This window comes from Micromonospora sp. NPDC047620 (assembly GCF_043205005.1).
In the GTDB taxonomy this organism is placed as follows: domain Bacteria; phylum Actinomycetota; class Actinomycetes; order Mycobacteriales; family Micromonosporaceae; genus Micromonospora.
This window is the reverse complement of record NZ_JBIDDG010000023.1, coordinates 67,389-83,652: the sequence shown is the minus strand read 5'-3', so window position 1 is coordinate 83,652 and position 16,264 is coordinate 67,389. Positions and strand designations below refer to the sequence as shown.

The 16,264-nt window shown below is 75.1% G+C and carries 15 protein-coding genes and 1 pseudogene; 6 read left to right on the top strand and 10 right to left on the bottom strand.

Annotation, left to right across the window (positions count from 1 at the left end):
* Position 1: 1 nt before the first annotated feature.
* Positions 2-2,557, bottom strand: a complete 2,556-nt coding sequence (locus ACGF5C_RS25110) for an ATP-dependent Clp protease ATP-binding subunit (RefSeq protein ID WP_393305368.1) — start codon at positions 2,555-2,557, stop codon at positions 2-4.
* 229 nt (positions 2,558-2,786) lie between these two features.
* Between ACGF5C_RS25110 and ACGF5C_RS25105 the strand changes: the two genes are divergently transcribed.
* The 5 genes and pseudogenes from ACGF5C_RS25105 to ACGF5C_RS25085 all read left to right on the top strand — a co-directional run bounded on the left by ACGF5C_RS25105 (position 2,787) and on the right by ACGF5C_RS25085 (position 8,208).
* Entirely contained in the window at positions 2,787-3,191 is a 405-nt protein-coding gene (locus ACGF5C_RS25105; protein ID WP_393305366.1) for a hypothetical protein, read from the top strand.
* Positions 3,192-3,315: 124 nt separating this feature from the next.
* Positions 3,316-3,576 carry a hypothetical protein gene (locus ACGF5C_RS25100; RefSeq protein ID WP_089000636.1) on the top strand — a complete coding sequence of 87 codons (261 nt, stop codon included), beginning with the start codon at positions 3,316-3,318 and terminating at the stop codon, positions 3,574-3,576.
* Between the two features lie 9 nt (positions 3,577-3,585).
* Positions 3,586-4,608: pseudogene (locus ACGF5C_RS25095) on the top strand (hypothetical protein); the annotation flags it as partial.
* Positions 4,609-4,882: 274 nt separating this feature from the next.
* Complete coding sequence (locus ACGF5C_RS25090; protein ID WP_393305364.1) at positions 4,883-7,546, top strand: FtsK/SpoIIIE domain-containing protein; 2,664 nt, start codon at positions 4,883-4,885, stop codon at positions 7,544-7,546.
* A complete protein-coding gene (locus tag ACGF5C_RS25085; RefSeq protein ID WP_393305362.1) occupies positions 7,543-8,208 on the top strand; it encodes a hypothetical protein in 666 nt (221 codons plus the stop codon). Before ACGF5C_RS25090 ends, ACGF5C_RS25085 begins: the two co-directional genes overlap by 4 nt.
* 53 nt (positions 8,209-8,261) lie before the next feature.
* On the opposite strand, the gene ACGF5C_RS25080 is transcribed toward ACGF5C_RS25085, so the two are convergent.
* Both ACGF5C_RS25080 and ACGF5C_RS25075 read right to left on the bottom strand, forming a co-directional pair.
* Complete coding sequence (locus ACGF5C_RS25080) at positions 8,262-9,530, bottom strand: cupin domain-containing protein (protein WP_393305360.1); 1,269 nt, start codon at positions 9,528-9,530, stop codon at positions 8,262-8,264.
* Between the two features lie 9 nt (positions 9,531-9,539).
* The gene (locus ACGF5C_RS25075; protein ID WP_393305358.1) at positions 9,540-9,914 is read right to left on the bottom strand and encodes a BatC protein; all 375 of its coding nucleotides are present in this window, start codon (positions 9,912-9,914) and stop codon (positions 9,540-9,542) included.
* Positions 9,915-10,172: 258 nt separating this feature from the next.
* Here ACGF5C_RS25075 and ACGF5C_RS25070 point away from each other — a divergent pair, with 258 nt between their 5' ends.
* The gene (locus ACGF5C_RS25070) at positions 10,173-10,919 is read left to right on the top strand and encodes a PIG-L deacetylase family protein (protein WP_393305356.1); all 747 of its coding nucleotides are present in this window, start codon (positions 10,173-10,175) and stop codon (positions 10,917-10,919) included.
* Positions 10,920-11,023: 104 nt separating this feature from the next.
* On the opposite strand, the gene ACGF5C_RS25065 is transcribed toward ACGF5C_RS25070, so the two are convergent.
* The 7 genes from ACGF5C_RS25065 to ACGF5C_RS25035 form a co-directional block, all read right to left on the bottom strand.
* Complete coding sequence (locus tag ACGF5C_RS25065) at positions 11,024-11,452, bottom strand: DUF2267 domain-containing protein (protein WP_393305354.1); 429 nt, start codon at positions 11,450-11,452, stop codon at positions 11,024-11,026.
* 303 nt (positions 11,453-11,755) lie between these two features.
* A complete protein-coding gene (locus ACGF5C_RS25060) occupies positions 11,756-12,628 on the bottom strand; it encodes a DUF72 domain-containing protein (RefSeq protein WP_393305352.1) in 873 nt (290 codons plus the stop codon).
* A 44-nt stretch (positions 12,629-12,672) separates the two neighbouring features.
* The gene (locus ACGF5C_RS25055; RefSeq protein ID WP_393305350.1) at positions 12,673-13,071 is read right to left on the bottom strand and encodes a TraR/DksA family transcriptional regulator; all 399 of its coding nucleotides are present in this window, start codon (positions 13,069-13,071) and stop codon (positions 12,673-12,675) included.
* Positions 13,072-13,232: 161 nt separating this feature from the next.
* Entirely contained in the window at positions 13,233-13,871 is a 639-nt protein-coding gene (locus tag ACGF5C_RS25050; RefSeq protein WP_393305348.1) for a uridine kinase, read from the bottom strand.
* A gap of 127 nt (positions 13,872-13,998) precedes the next feature.
* Positions 13,999-14,604, bottom strand: a complete 606-nt coding sequence (locus ACGF5C_RS25045; RefSeq protein ID WP_393305347.1) for a winged helix-turn-helix domain-containing protein — start codon at positions 14,602-14,604, stop codon at positions 13,999-14,001.
* Positions 14,605-15,031: 427 nt separating this feature from the next.
* On the bottom strand, positions 15,032-15,658 hold the full coding sequence (locus ACGF5C_RS25040) for a hypothetical protein (protein WP_393305345.1): 627 nt from the start codon (positions 15,656-15,658) through the stop codon (positions 15,032-15,034).
* 141 nt (positions 15,659-15,799) lie between these two features.
* The gene (locus ACGF5C_RS25035; protein ID WP_393305343.1) at positions 15,800-16,228 is read right to left on the bottom strand and encodes a DUF6463 family protein; all 429 of its coding nucleotides are present in this window, start codon (positions 16,226-16,228) and stop codon (positions 15,800-15,802) included.
* Positions 16,229-16,264 lie beyond the last annotated feature (36 nt).

Sequence of the window (16,264 nt, the reverse complement as noted above, 5' to 3'; positions counted from 1 at the left end):
GTCATCGGGGATGGGACGTGCTGGCCGCGGTGTATCCGCGCTCGCCGGCGGTCACGTCGAAGGCGAGCCGGCCGTCGCGGGCGTCGACGACGACCTTCTGGCCGGGCGAGATGGCCGATTCCAGCAGCATCCGGGAGAGGTGGTTGTCCACCTCCCGCTGGATGACCCGGCGCAGCGGCCGCGCGCCGAACTCCGGCTGGTAGCCGTGCTCGGCGAGCCAGTCGATGCCGGCGGTGGTGAACTCGACCTCGATGTCCTGGGCGTGCAGGCGGCGCCGGGTCTCCTCCAGCATCAGCTCGGTGATCTGGCGCAGCTGCTCGGCCTCCAGCCGGCGGAAGATGATCACCTCGTCGATGCGGTTGAGGAACTCCGGCCGGAAGTTCTCCTGGAGCCGGCGCATCAGCCGCTCGCGCAGCTCCTCGCGCTCGGCGTCGGTGCCCGGCGCGCCGGTGCCGAACCCGACCGCGCGCTGGGTGCCGGTGATCAGCTCCGAGCCGAGGTTACTCGTCATGATCAGCACGGTGTTCTTGAAGTTGACCGTACGTCCCTGGCTGTCGGTGAGCCGGCCGTCGTCGAGCACCTGGAGCAGGATGTTGAACACGTCCGGGTGGGCCTTCTCGATCTCGTCGAGCAGCACCACCGCGTACGGGCGGCGGCGCACCGCCTCGGTGAGCTGGCCGGCCTCCTCGTAGCCGACGTACCCGGGCGGGGCGCCGACGAGCCGGCTCACCGTATGCCGCTCCTGGAACTCGCTCATGTCCACCCGGACCATCCGGTCGGCCTCGCCGAAGAGCGCCTCCGCGAGGGCCCGCGCCAGCTCCGTCTTGCCGACGCCGGTCGGCCCGAGGAACAGGAAGCTGCCCATCGGCCGTTCCGGGTCGGACAGCCCCGTCCGGGAGCGGCGGACCGCCTCGGCGACCGCGGTGACCGCGTCGTCCTGGCCCACCACCTTCTCGTGCAGGTAACCCTCCAGGCGCAGCAGCCGGTCGCGTTCCTCCTCGGTGAGCTGGTTGACCGGGATGCCGGTGGCCCGGGAGACCACCTCGGCGATCTCCCGCGGCCCCACCGCCGGCACCTGCGAGGTGGTGCCCTCGTCGCCCCGGGCGCGGCGGATCTGCTCCTCCAGCTCGGCGAGCCGGTCGCGCAGGGTGGACGCCTTCTCGTACTGCTCGTCGGCGACGGCCTGCTCCTTGTCCCGGCGTACGTCGTCGAGTTGCGTCTCCAGCTCGCGCACGTCGGAGGCCGGCGTGCGGGTGCGCAGCCGGACCCGGGCGCCGGCCTGGTCGATCAGGTCGATCGCCTTGTCCGGCAGGTACCGGTCGGTGACGTACCGGTCGGACAGCTCGGCCGCGGCGACCAGCGCCTCGTCGGTGAACCGCACCTGGTGGTGCGCCTCGTAGCGGTCCCGCAGGCCGCGCAGGATCGCCACGGTGTCCTCCACGCTGGGCTCCGGCACGAACACCGGCTGGAACCGGCGGGCCAGCGCGGCGTCCTTCTCGATGCTCTTGCGGTACTCGTCCAGGGTGGTCGCGCCGATCACCCGCAGCTCGCCCCGGGCCAGCGCGGGCTTGAGCATGTTGGACGCGTCCATGCCGCCCTCGCTGCCCGCCCCACCCGCGCCGACCAGGGTGTGGATCTCGTCCAGGAAGACGATCAGCTCCTCGCGGTGCGCGCGGATCTCGTCGATCACCTTCTTCAGCCGCTCCTCGAAGTCGCCCCGGTAGCGGGTGCCGGCGACCAGCCCGGCGAGGTCGAGCTGGACCACCCGCTTGCCGAGCAGCGTCTGCGGCACGTCGCCGTCGCAGATCCGCTCGGCGAGGCCCTCCACGATCGCGGTCTTGCCGACGCCCGCCTCGCCGATCAGCACCGGGTTGTTCTTCGTACGCCGGGACAGGATCTCGACGGCCTGCTCGATCTCGTCGGCCCGGCCGATCACCGGGTCGATCTGGTCGTTGCGGGCCAGGTCGGTGAGGTCCTGGCCGTACTGGTCCAGGGTGGGGGTGCCGCGGTCCGGCTTCGGACCGGCCATCGGCCCGCGCTCGGCGCTGGCCGCCTGCAGGGACTCGGGCTGGATCCGGCCGGCGGCGAGCATCCGGCCGGCGGGGGACTCCGGGTTCAGCGGCAACGCCATCAGGATGTGCTCGGGGCCGATGTAGTTCGCGCCCATCGCCCGGGACAACTGGTGGGCGTCGAGCAGCGCCCGCTTCGCCGCCGGCGTCAGCGACAGGTTCGGCGGCACCTCGCCCCGGGGCGCGCCGTCGCCGCGCCCGCCGAGCGCGTTGAGCAGGGTGTCCGGGTCGGCGCCGGCGCGGCGGACCAGGTCGCGCAGCGGCTCGCGTTGCAGCGCCGCCCACAGCAGGTGGTCGGTGTCCAGGTCGGTGCTCTGCCGCTGGGCGGCCCGCCGGGCCGCGTCGGCCAGCATCTCCCGGGCGTCGGCGGTCATCAGCCGGGTGATGTCGACCCGGTGCGCGGGTCGGCGCCCACCCTCGCCCCGGCCGAAGTACCGGGCCAGGAACTCGTCCCACGGGTCGGAGCCGAAGTCACCGGGTCCCATCATGTCGTCCTCCGCTGCTCGGGCGCGGCACGGTCGCCAGGGGCTACCCGGCGGCCGGCCCGACAAACGCCGCCGCCCGCCGAGGCAACCCGCGTACGCACCCCCGGCACCCTGCCAGCGGGGTGCGTGTAAGGAAGGGCCCCCTGTTAACGCCTGGGGTAGAGGAAGGGTCCCTTCCTTACACCTGTCGGCGGTGGCGCGGCGGCGGAGGGCGGGGTGGCAGGCTGACGGCATGGAACCGACGCCGCTGCTGATCGTGGACGCCGCCAACGTGGTGGGTTCCCGCCCGGACGGCTGGTGGCGGGACCGCGCGGGCGCCACCGCCCGGCTGCGCGACTCGCTGGCCCGGGTGGCCGACGACGGGCTGCCCCCGGAACTGCCGGCCCCGGTGGAGGTGGTGCTGGTGGTGGAGGGCCGGGCGCGGGACGTGCCGGGCGCGGCCGGGGTCCGGGTGGTCGCCGCGGCGGGGTCCGGGGACGACGCCGTGGTCGAGCTGGTCGCCGGCACGCCGGAGCGCCGCCGGCTGGTCGTCACCGCCGACCGTGAGCTGCGGGAACGGGTCGCGGCACTGGGTGCCGAGGTGTACGGCCCACGCTGGTTGCGGGACCGGACCGAGCCCTCCGGCGAGTCCCGTTAATCGGACTCACGGTGCTTCCGGTCGACAACCGGTCAGCGGGGCAGGAACACTGACAGGGCGGATGTTCTCTCACCGCAACCGATAGGCTCTAATGGAGGCCTCCCCGCCCCCAGGAGGTTTCGCCGTGGCGAGCGTCGCCGAGCTCAAGGCAGCCATCGATGTCGCGCTCCAGCAGATCGGCGACGGCCAGAGTGCCGTGCAGGCGGCCGGTGAGAAGCTGGCCGAGGCGCAGCAGACACTGGCCGGCGCGCTGGAGGGCAGCGGGCACGAGACGGTCGAGGCGGCCCAGTCCTCGCTGACCCAGGCCAGCCAGGAGCTGGAGGAGTGCCTCGCCGCGACACTCGTAGCGGTCGAGCAGGCGCAGCTCTACGTCGCGACGCTCTGAGGCCGGGCCGTGTCCATCGTCGAGGACATCGGCGGGCAGGTCCGCGCCGCCGCCGAGGACCTGCCGCTCGCCCAGCTCGCCCTGGCATTGGAGAAGTTCGGGCTGGCCGCCGAGCGGCTGCGCTGGGTGCGCCAGGAGTCGGCCGACCCGATGGGTGTGCCGGAGTTGTCCGCCGCCACCGAGCACGCCGAGACCGCCGGTTACGCGCTGCGCGTCGCGCAGGAGCAGCTGTCGGCGTACCTGGCGGCGATCGGGCTGGGCCCCGACGGCGCGCCGGCGCCCGGGCCGGAGCGGCAGCGACGCCGGCCGGCACACGACGCGCCGCGCGAGGCGGCCCCGGTCGCCCCGGCGCCCGAGCCGCCCGGCGAGGTGAAGCTGCGCCGTTGGTGGTCGGTGCGGGTGGCCGAGCTGACCGGCGGCCGGGAGGGGCCGCCGGACGAGCCCGACGAGCGGGTCGGCGACTCCCGGGAGCTGCTGCGCCGGGTGGTGGGCGGGGTCCGGGCCGGCGACCGGGACCGGCTGCACCGCGAGCTACGCCGCGTGCACGCCGACGTCGGCCTCGGCCTGGCCGCGCTGGCGCCGCCGCTGCTGCGCGACCTGGCCGGGGAGCTGCTGGGGCACCCGCCGCGCGCCGACGACCTCGGGCGACTGCACCGTGAGCTGGACGGCCGGGTCCGGGACCTGCTGCCCGGGCTGCCCGCGCCGGTGCTGGACACCCTCCTGACCCGGGTCTGCCGGATGCCGCCGCCGCGGCGCGGCGAGGCGGAGCAGCCGCACGCGGCCGACCCCGCGGTCACCGCCGGGGTGCTGGCCGGCGTGCTGCTGGCCCGGCTCGGCCGGGACCTGCCGGCCGAGGGCGAGCGGGACCGGCAGGCCGAGGCCGGCCGGGAGCGGCAGGCCGCCGCCGAGCGGGACCGCCGGGCCGACGCCGCGCGCGACCGGGCCGCCGACGCCGAGTGGGAGCGGCGCGCCGCCGACGCGCGGGACCGGGTGGCCGATGCCCGGAAGCGGGCCGCCGCGGCGTCCGACCGGGCGGCCTCGGCGCACGAGCGGGCGGCCTCGGCGCACGAGCGGGCCGCCGCGGTACGGGACCGGGCCGCCGCCCGGCGGAACGGACCGGCGGGCGGCGGCCGGGGCGCCCCTGGCGACCCGCCGGAACCGGGCGGACCGGGGACACCCGGCGGGCCGACGGCCGGCCGGGGCGCGGCGGGCGCCGACCGGCCCGGCGCCGGTCGCGCCTGGTCGAGCCCGCCGACGGGTCGGCCCGCGTCCGGCGGGGCCGGGGAGCCGCGGTCGCGGGGCGTCGATGGCTGACCGGCGGACGCAGCTGGTCACCCGGGTCCGGGGCATGCTCGGCGAGGCCCTCGGCACGACCCGGACCCGGCTGTCGGCGGCGCAGGCCGAGCTGACCACGGCCCGGGAGCGGCTGGCGAAGGTGCAGCGGGCCGCGGCGGTCGTGCCGGAGCGGGTGGGCGCGCAGCGGGACCGCCGGCTGGCCGACATCGACGACCGGCACGCGGCGCGGATCGCCGAGCTGGCCCGGCGCGCGGCGGACGCCGCACGGCGGGAGGCACCCGGCGCCGCGTCCGCCGACTGGGCGCGGTGGCGCCCCACCCCGACACGGCGGGCGGAGCCGCCCGGCGCGTTGCGGATCGGCACGGTCCGCATCCCGGGCGCGGAACCGGTGCCGGCGCTGGTGCCGCTGCTGGACGCCGGCCACGTGGAGCTGACCGGGGACGACCGGGACGGCGGCGAGGCGGTGGTGTCGGCGCTGCTGCTGCGTGCCGTCGGCCGGGCCGACACGGGCGCCGTCCGGCTGATCGGCTACGACCCGGAGCACCTGGGCGGCGGACTGGCCGGCTTCGCCCCGCTCGGCACCGCCGGGCTGCTCACCTTCGTCGGCCCGGGCGGGCTGGCCCGCCTGCTCGACGACCTGGTGGAGCAGATCCGCCGGATCAACGAGACGGTGCTGGCCGGGGAGCACGGCTCGCTGCGCGAGCTGGCCGCCGCGACCGGCCGCCGACCGGAGCCGTGGCGGGTGGCGGTGCTGCTCGGCGGGGACGAGCTGTCCCGGCACGAGCGCGGCCAGCTCGACCGGGTGGTGCGCACCGGGGCGGCCTGCGGAGTGCACCTGGTGGTCCGGGGCGTGTCGCTGCCCGACGACTCCACGGTGACCCGGGTGACGGTCGACCCCGACGGCGCGCGGATCGGTGGGCTGCCGGTCCGGCTGGACCCGCCGCCGCCCGCGGCCCTGGTCACCGAGACCTGCCGGGACGTGGCGGCGCGGGTGAACGCCGGCCCTGCCCCGACCCCGTTCACCGACCTGCTCCCGCCCCCGGAGCAGATGTGGCGGGAGGATTCGGCGACCGGGCTGACCGCACCGATCGGCGAGGGGCCGCACGGCCGGCCGGTCCTGCTCACCCTGGGCGACTACCCGCCGCACGCGCTGATCGGCGGCCCGTCCGGCACCGGCAAGACGAACCTGATCTTCGCCTGGATCGGCGCGCTGGCGGCCCGCTACTCCCCCACCGAGCTGGAGTTCTACCTGCTGGACTTCAAGGAGGGGGTCTCCTTCGCCCGGTTCGCCCAGGGCCGGCGCGACCCGAGCTGGCTGCCGCACATGCGGCTCGTCGGGATCAACGTCAACACCGACCGGGAGTTCGGCCTGGCGCTGCTGCGCTTCCTCGCCGAGGAGCTGCGCCGGCGGGCCGACGCCGCGAAGAAGCACGAGGTCACCAAGCTCGCCGAGCTGCGCGCGGTCGACCCGACGGGGCACTGGCCGCGGATCGTCGCGGTGGTCGACGAGTTCCAGATGCTGCTGGCCGGGCGCGACGTGGTCGCCCGGGAGGCCGCCGACCTGCTGGAGGACCTGGCCCGGCGCGGCCGGTCCCAGGGCATCCACCTGGTGCTCGCCTCGCAGGACGTGCGCGGCATCGAGGCGCTCTGGGGGCGGCCGGCCCTGGTCGCCCAGTTCACGCTGCGCATCGCGCTGCCCAAGGCGCTGCGGATCCTCGCCGAACGCAACGACGCCGCCCAGTCGCTGCCCCGCCACCACGCGGTCGTCAACGCCGAGTCGGGCATGGCCGAGGGCAACCAGGTGGCCCGCATCCCGTCGGCCAGCGACTGGGAGACGTGGAGCGAGCTGCAGCACCGGCTGTGGCGGATGCGCCCGCAGGACGCCGCCCCGGCCCGGCTCTTCGACGGCGACGCGATCCCCCGGCTCGCCGACGCGCCGGACTTCCGGGCGCTCACCGCGCCGGAGACGGGCCACCCGCGGACGCCCGTCGCGCTGCTCGGCGAGATCATCGACGTGCAGGCCCGTTCGGCGGTGCTGCGGCTGCCCCGGGCCCCCGGGCGCAACCTGGCGGTGCTCGGCACGCGGGTGGACGAGGCGTGCGCGGTGCTCGACGCGGCGGCCCGCTCGCTGGCCCGGCAGCACCGCCCCGGCACGGCCCGCTTCTCCATCGCCTGCCTCGACCCGGACGCCGACCCGGCCGCCCGTTCCCTCTACGAGGACCTCGCCGACGACGCCGCCTGGTACGACGAGGAGACCGTCGGGGAGCTGATGGCCGAGACCGCCGAGGGGCTCGGCGCGCCGGGCACCCCGCACTACCTGCTGCTGTTCGCGGTCGACGCGGCGGCCGGGGCGCTGGCGGCGCGGGTCGGCCGGCGTACCGGGCTGGAGGAGTTGCGCCGGATCCTGCACGACGGGCCGGAACGGCGTACGCACGTGCTGGCCTGGTGGCGGGGCGTCGCCCGGATGCGCGCCGACCTGGGCGGCCCGGCGGCGCGGACGGACCAGATCGGCGCCTGGGTGGCGCTGGACGCGCACGGCGGCGAACTGGGCTCGTCGCTCTATCCGGGCACCGGCGGCCCGGACTGGTATCCCCGCCCCTGGCGTGGGCTGTTCTTCGACCGGGCGGTGCACCGCACCGGTCAGGTGATCATCCCCTACGGACCGGCCCGATGAACGAACCGTTGACCAGTGAGACGTACGCGGCGCAGCTGCGGCGGCTGGCCGAGCTGACGGCGCGGGTGCGCGACCAGCGGGCCGAGGCGCACACCTGGTACGCGCAGCAGTGTGCCGCCGCCGAACGGGCGGTCGCCGAGGCCGAGGCCGGGGTCGCGCGCGCCGAGCGGGAGTTGGTGGCGGCGCGGGATCTGCAGGAGCGGGTGGACGCCGAGGTCGCCCACCTGTGGCAGCAGCTGCGCGGCCGGCTCGGCGGGGGCGGCCGTCGGGCGGGCGGGCCTCCGGCCCCGGCGCCGGGCGCCACGGCGGACCCGGTGACGCTGCTGGACGGCGTACGCGACCTGCTGAACCGCACCCGCCAGCCCGGTGACCTGCCGGGTTCGGTGAACCCGCTGCTGGCGCTCTGCGGCGTGGCCGGCGCCGTGGTCGCGTACGCCCTGGGCGGCGCGGCCCGGGCGGCGGGCAACCGGTACGGCGGCGAGCTCGCGGTCGGGCTGCCTGTGCTGGCCCTGGTGGTGACCCTGCTGGGCCCGCTGGTCGGCCTGGTGCCGGCGAAGGCCCTGGCCGACCGCCGGCACGCGGTGCTCGGCCCCCGGCCGGTCGCCGTGGTCCTCGGTGCCGGCCTGCTCACCACGGTCCTGCTGCTGACCCTCGCGCGTTGACCCCGCGCCGGTGGCGTGGGCGTCAGGGTGTCCGTCCCGCGCGGGGTGCGGCGTCAGGCGGGGACGACGACGGCCTCCCGGAGCAGGCGGCGGGCCAGGGTGACTCGGTCGGCGTCGTCGTCGAGCCCCGGCAGGTCGCCGACCCGGGTGGCCTCGCCGGTGAGCAGGGCGCGCACCGCCGGCGCGCACGACGCGGGCAGGGTGATGGTGCGGTCGAACAGGCGCAGCGCCACCCGGTCGCCCTGCGGGGCGAGCTGCCAGTGCAGCCCGGGGCGCGGGGCGAGCCGGGTTTCGGCGTCCAGCGCCGCCAGCGCGGCTGCCTGGGCCAGGGGCCGGATCGGCGCCGGCCGGGCGGCCGGCCAGGCGCGCTGGCGTAGCCGGGCGGCCACCGCCGCGGGGTCGGCCCGCAGCAGCCAGTCCCGCAGCGCCTCGACGGTCTCGGTCAGCTCCGGCTCGATCGCGTCCGGGTCGGCCACGTCGGTGCCGAACGGCAGTGTGGCGCGTAGCCGCTGGTCCTCGGCCGCCAGGGCGAGCAGCTCCTCGATCAGGGCGTACCGGGTCAGTGCCCGGACGCCGACGGTCAGGTGCAGCGAGCTGGACTCCTGCGCCTGCGCGCTGTGCAGCCAGCCGCGGGGCAGGTAGAGCGCGTCGCCGGGGCCGAGCACCACGTCGAGCGCGGGCGGGCCGTCAGCGGTGGCGGCGACCTCGTCGGCCCGCCCGCCCCAGGTCTGCTTCTCCAACGGGTCGGGCAGCACGGGCGGGTGGATCCGCCAGTGCTTGCGGCCGTCGACCTGGAGGACGAAGACGTCGTGGGTGTCGTAGTGGGTGGCGAAGCCCTGGTTGCCGGCGGGGGTCAGGTAGGCGTTGACCTGTAGCGGCTGCCCGACCGCGACACCGAGGTCGCGGGCGAAGTCGATCAGGGCCGGCCAGGTGCGGTGCAGGCCCTGCAGCACCAGGGTGGCGCCGCCGGCGTACAGCTCCAGGACCCGCTCGTCGAGGACCTGGTCGCCTATCTCGGCCCCGGCGCCGCCGCCGCCGGTGAAGCGCGCCGCCGGGACGAGTTGGCCGTCTTTGGCGATGCGTAGGAACGGGGTACGCAGCCCGCGCCGGCTGAGCAGCTCGTCGGCGTCGGCGGGGCTGAGCAGGTCGGCGAACCCGGCGGGGTTGGGCAGTTCGTCGGCGCGGGACAGCAGCGGCGTGCGTCCCCAGTGGGCGGCGGCGAACTTCGCCGGCTCGGCCGACACGCAGCGGGTCAGCGCGGTCGTGGGTGCGGACGGAACCGCCGGGCGGCCGTCGCCGCCCGGCGGGACGATGTGGGTCACGGCGTTCCGTCAGGAGGCGCTGCCGTCGGCGCCGCCGTCCTGCTGACCGGGGGTGGCACCGCCGTCGGCCGGGCCCTCCGCCCCGCCGTCGGCACCGCCGTCCTGCTGGCCCGGGGTGGCACCGCCGTCCGCCGGGCCCTCCGCGCCCCGGTCCGCACCCTTGTCGGCGCCCCGGTCCGCACCCTTGTCGGCACCCCGGTCCGCACCCTTGTCGGCACCCCGGTCCGCACCCTTGTCGGCACCCCGGTCCGCACCCTTGTCGGCACCCCGGTCCGCACTGCCGTCGGCACCTCCGTCCTGCTGGCCGGGGGTCGCGCCGCCGTCGGCCGGGCCCTCGAGGCCACCGCCGGCGGTGGTCTGCATGTCGTCGTCGTTGAGTGCCATCGGTGCTCCCTCGGATGTGCCGCCCCGCCCGTACGCCGGGGTCCGTCGTGCAGCGGGCGGTACCCCACGCCCGATCTTCTCTAACCACACCGTAGACGCCCTTTCCGGCTCACACCGGCGGTTCGCCGTGCCGGGTGGGCGGTCAGTTCGGCGGTACGGCAGGACGGTCGAGGCAGACGTTCACCCGCGGTCCCCGGTGCCGGGCGGCGGGGCCGGCACCGCCGGTGTCAGGATGGTCAGGCCGACGAGGAGGTGGCGATGACCGAGGCGCCGGGGCCGCTGGAGCCCGTGACCGAGCAGTGGCAGCGCGCGCTGGCGATCGTGGCGCACCCCGACGACCTGGAGTTCGGCGCCGCCGCCGCGGTCGCGCGCTGGACGACGCAGGGCAAGCAGATCGTCTACTGCCTGGTCACCAGCGGCGAGGCGGGCATCGACGGGATGCCACCGGCGCAGGCCCGCCAGGTGCGTGAGCAGGAGCAGCGGGCGTCCGCCGCGCTGGTCGGGGTGGACACGGTGGAGTTCCTCGGCCTGCCCGACGGCATCCTGGAGTACGGTGTGCCGCTGCGCCGCGAGCTGGCCGCGGTGGTGCGCCGGCATCGCCCCGAGATCGTCATCACCAACAACTTCCGCGACACCTGGGATGGGGCGTACGCGCTGAACCAGGCCGACCACATCGCCACCGGGCGGGCGGTGCTGGACGCCGTCCGCGACGCCGGCAACCGCTGGGTCTTCCCCGAGCAGCTCGCCGACGGCGTCGAACCGTGGGGCGGGGTACGCCAGGTGTGGGCTGCCTCCTCCCCGCTCGCCGCCCACGGGGTGGACGTCACCGACACCTTCGACCGGGGAGTCGCCTCGCTGCGGGCGCACGACGCGTACCTGGCCGGGCTGGGCGACGGCAGCTTCGACGCCGAGGAGTTCCTCGAGGGGCTGGGCCGGCCCGCCGGCGCCCGGCTCGGCGTCCGCTATGGCGCCGTTTTCGAGGTCTTCCACTTCGACCTCTGGTAGGGCTGCCACGACGATCCTGCTCGCACCACGGTCGAGGTGAATCCGCCGGAACGCGCGAGCGGCCCGCCCCACGCCGGTGGAGCGAGCCCTCGTCGACGAGCCGGTCAGGGAATCATCCGGGCTATGTCCTTGGGCATGGTGTCCTTCACGTCCTGCCACTCGCCCTGGGTCACGTGCCGGCGCAGGGTGTCCAGCACCACCTGCACCACCCGCTCCGGGCCGCCCTCGACGTCGTACGGAAAGCGCTGCCGGACCTCCAGCAGGAAGTCGTCCCGGTTCAGCTTGACCGGCACGTCCATCGGCTTCCAGCCGTCGAAGTAGATCCCCCGCACCACCACCGGCAACTGCGCGGCGAACTCCACGCTCTCCTGCACCGGCATCCGGTCGCGCAACAGGTGCAGCACCGTGCGCATCGCGCAGTAGGACTGGTTGCGGTGCTCCTTCGGCCAGCCGTAGGCCTGCTCGATGTCCCTCAACATCTCGTTGGTCTTCTGCATCGAGGACTCGATTGCCGACTGCAACTGCTCAGCCATCTCTCCACCCCCGTACGTCGGTCTCCCACCGTCGGTCGTCGTCACGTCGCGGCGGCCCCACCGGGCCGCGCGGCTGCCGGGTCGGCCTGACCCGGTCGGCGCGCGGCACCCACCGGGCGTCGCCGGACGACCCGACGACGTGCAGCACGGCGCCGCGTCGTCGATCCGGTACCACCCGAACCGTCATCTCCAGCCACCTCCGTGGTGTCGGTTCCGCGGTCGCGTCGACCGCACGCACCCTCCATGCTGGGCGGCGGCGGGGTGAGCGGGCCTCACCCGGACGGGATGAGACCGGGGCGCGGCTCAGCCGGCGTCGAGCAGCCCGGCGAGGGTGGCGGCGTTGGTCTGCGCGTAGTCCCGATAACAGTTGTTCATCAGCACGTGGGTCTGCCCCGTGGAGTCGGCCAGCTCGCGCAGCTTCGGCGCCCAGTCGCGCAACTCCCGGTCGGAGTAGTGGTAGCCGAACTTCTCGTGGATGTCCTTGCTGGTCCACTTGTCGCTGTGCCCGTGGAAGCGGACCACCGCCAGGTCCGCGGTGGCGGCCAGCACCGGCGGCACCGACGAGCGGTGCCCCTGCGGCATGTCAACGCAGACGTACGCCAGCTCGTGCTGGCGCAGGAAGACGAGCGTCTCGTCGGCGTTGTCGCCGGCGAACCAGGAGGCGTGCCGGAACTCGTAGACCGGGCGCAGCGGGGCGCAGCGCTTCGCCACTTCCAGGAGGTACTGCTTGTTGTCCCGGCGGATGGTGAACCAGGGCGGGAACTGGAACAGCAGCGCGCCGAGCTTGCCCGCCTCGACCAGCGGGTCCAGCGCGCTGAGGAACCGCGTCCAGACCTCCTCGTACGCCTGCGGCGGCAGGTCGTCCGGGTAGAGGTTCTTCTTCTCCGTCTCGGGCCGGATGTCGGAGTAGAGGGCGTCAACCCGGGTCGGGTGCCCGGTGAGCATGCTGAACGCCTTGACATTGAAGGTGAAACCGGCCGGGGTGCGCTCGGCCCACAGCCGCGCCGTCCGCTTGGCGGGCGGCGAGTAGTAGGTGGCGTCCACCTCGACGAGTGGGAACTGCCGGGCGTAGTACGCCAGCCGCTTCTCCGGGGTGTCGGCGGTCTGCGGGTACCAGCCGGAGTCCAGCAGCGTGCGGTCGGTCCAGGAGGCGGTGCCCACCTTGATCTCACCCATGGGTGGAGTTCACCGCGTCCCGGACCGACCGGCAACCGCTCGCGTCAGGCCGCCCGGCGCTCCCGGTTCTGCTTGCACTGCACACAGGTGGTGGCGGAGGGGAAGATCTCCAGCCGCTCGACCGGGATGGCCGCGGAGCAGCCCTCGCAGAAGCCGTACGTGCCCTCCGCCAGCCTGGTGAGGGCGTGCTCGTACTGGGCGCGGCGGTCGAGGATGGTCCGCAGCAGGGACTGCGCGGTGTCCCGTTCGGCCGTCTTGGTGCCGCTGTCGGCCTGGTCGTCGCCGGCGGTGTCGCCGACCTCCACCAGCCGCAGCACCTGGCTCTGCACCACCGCCTGCTCGTACTCCGCGGACAGCTCGTCGTAGCGGGCCTGCAGGGAGCGCCGGATCTGGTCGATCTCCGCCTGGGATCGGCCCGTACCGACCTTGTCGTGGACGAGCATCGCTGCCTGCCTTTCTGGGCCTCAAGGTCCGTCGGGGCGCCGGTGCGTGCGCCCGGGCCGTGGTCGTCTGCGCGCGGGTGGATCACCCGTGCTCTGTGAGCCGGCCGAATACCCCGGCCCGCCGACGATCAAACCGGCCACTTTTCGGGACATCGCGGCGGTCAGGAGGACACCGCGGATTCCACCAGCGCCGGGTGTCGGGGGTCGTCGGCGCGCACCACGACGTCGGCGAACGAGGCCGGAGCCACCTCGTCGGCGTACCGGGCGAAGGCGGGCAGCGTCCACCGCAGCGCCGGGTCGGTACGCCGGGCCAGGGCCGCCGGGGAGAGCACCAGGTGGACCGTGACGTCGAAGGGCAGGCCTCCGCCGAGCAGCAGCGCCCCGCTGACCAGCAGGACGCCCCCGGGTGGCAGGTCGACGTACGCGGCGCGGCTGGCCCGGTCGGCGCGGGCGTCCCAGAGCGAGGGCAGCACCCGCCCGGAGCCGTCCGGCCCGGCCGGGTCGAGCACCTCCCGGCGCAGCCCCGCCTCGTCGACCCATCCCTCGTAGTACGCGTCGGGGTTGGTCCGGCCGTGCTCAAGGCGGACGGAGGCGGGGCGGAGGAAGTCGTCGGCGCGCACGTGCAGCACGGGCCGGCCGAGCGCGCGCAGCGGGTCGACCAGCGCGGCGGCCAGCGCGTCCGGGCCGGCGGCGGGCGGGCCGTCGACGGCCACGCGCAGCCGCCCGGCGCCCACGGCGCCGGCGAGCCGCTCGGTCAGCTCGGTGACCAGCCGGTCCGGGGTGATGGGACGGATCCGCATCCGACCATCGTGCCCCCTGGGCCGGCGGTCCCACGGGCCGGCCGGCTGCGGGGGTGGGGCCGGGCGGTCACCGCCCGGTCGCGCCCGGCGCGACTCCCCCCGCGAACGGGCCACTCCGGGCGCGAGGTCAGCCGCTGCGGTCGATGGTGACGCGGGCGTCGTCGGCCAGCCGGTAGCCGACGCCGTAGACGGTGGTGACCAACGGGACGTCGACGCCGACCTTGCCGCGCAGGCGGCGGACGTGCACGTCGACCGTGCGCACCCCGGCGTGCTCGTAGCCCCACACCGCGTTGAGCAGCTGCAACCGGGTGAACACCCGGCGAGGGTGGGCGACCAGGTGCAGCAGCAGGTCGAACTCCAGCCGGGTCAGCGGCAACGGCTCGCCGTCGCGCAGCACGGAGCGGGACGAGGCGAGGACGTGCAGGGCGGGGATCGTGGGGGCGGTGGCCGGGCGGGACGGCGACCGGCCGGCCGGCACGGCGTCGGGCCGACGCTCCACGGTGGCGGCCGTGATGGTGCCCTCACCGCGTTCGAGCATCTCCCGGGCGGCCTCCAGCAGCCGACGGGCGGGTGGGGTCAGCGACTCCTCGCAGGCCAGCGGGATGTTCAGCGTCACCGTGAGCATCGGGGCGGCCGTGTTGGCGGGGCGGCGCTGGCCGCCGGGGGGCCGACCGGGAACAGCGGGCTGGGACGTATGCCATCCGGCGCGCGACGAGGCGGGGCTGACCGACATGGTCCTCCTTGGCTGGTCCGGGTATCTCCCCACGGCCCGGGACGCCGCTTCATCGATGCTTCCCGGCGCCCACGCGAGGGTCAAGGGGCGGCTACGTTGCATGAATGTGACAATTGACGAACGCATCGGAGCCGAGTGCTCGCTCTGCGTACGAAGCCTGATGATTACAGCAGAGCCGTCGGGTTGACCCGATACGGGGGGTCCCCGTCCGGTTCGCATTCGTCGAGGTGATATGCCCCGGCGGGGCGAACCTGGCTCACGTCGGCACTACTTGGTGGGCCGGGCACGCTCCCACGGGGGCCAGGCGCCGTCGGACGCGGAACGCGGAGGACCACAGCACCGACCCGAGGTAGGGGTCGCGCAGGGCGTGTCCGCGCAGAGCGGGGATCAGGACAAGTGGCCGGTGCAGTGCCTCCTCATGGCTCGGTCAGGCCTTCTCGAAGGTGATGCCCTGCCGGCCGACCGACACCAGCTTCTCCACCACGGCGCCTTCCGCGGTGGTGTACCAGCAGAAGAACGGCGTCGTGCCGAAGGGGAACAGCGCCTGGTCGGGCATCGCGGCGTCGCACATCGCGGTGCCCAGCCGGGCGTTGTTGTTGAATGCTTCGCTGTTCCACAGCCAGTCCACGTTCGTCCGGGACAGCACGCCGACCGAGGCGGTGGCGGACCAGGTCAGGTACTGGTCGGCGATCGAGGCGGTCACGTCCATCGGCACCGCGAGGTCGTCGAACTTCACCGTGCACCTCGCCGTCACGTTGCCGGTGATGAACTTCTTGTCGCAAGTCACCGACGTGTGCGCGGGCGCGCCGGCCTGGTTCAGCACCTGCTGTTGCAGCTCACGCATGATTTTTGCGTGTGGTGTACCGGGAGCGCCGTAGTCCGTGGGCGTGGCGGGGCCGTCGGCGGTGTACGGGTGGGTGCTCGACACCAGCCGCCCGGGCCGGGGCGGCGCGGCCGGCGACGAGGAAGGCGCGGTCGCGGCCGTGTCGGGGCCCGAGCAGGCGGCGAGGGCAAGTAGCAGCAGCGGTCCGAGGCTCGCACGGAAAGGGCGCATCTGGTCAGGGTATCGACGAACGCCACCATGACCGGCGGGGCCTGCCGCAGCGGGCCTACGGCCTTCCCTGGCACCCGGCTCCGCCGTGTTGACCTGGACTCCGCCATCTTCACCCGGAGGCGGCTGCCGTGCTGGCGGCGATCAGCGCGCGTGTTCCTCCCGCCCGACCACCGGCCCCGTTACGCCGCGCCCGCCGCCTCGGCGGCGTGCCAGCAGGTCTTCGGCGATGAGCAGTCCGGCCGGGATGAGGCCCAGCAGGAAGCCGCTGGGACCGACGAGCAGTGCGCATCCGGCCGCCCAGCCGCCCAGTGCCCAGCCGGCGTAAGCGGGCGCGCGCTCGCCGCGCCGCCCCAGCCGCGCCACCAGGAGGCCGAACAGGACCAGGGGGACGACGAAGCCCCCGGGCAACGCCCAGAACACGGACAGGGACGCGTCGCCGCCTTCGCCCGAGCGCAGCCCGCCGGTGAGCCACTCGCTCCAGTAGGGGTGGGGCAGGAAGACTGCGGTGTGCAGGACGCCGATGGCCGCCATCGACCATCCGGCGCCGACCGTCAATTTTCTCTTGATCATGCCCCTAGGCTCCGCCTCCTGCCCGGGACCGCGCTT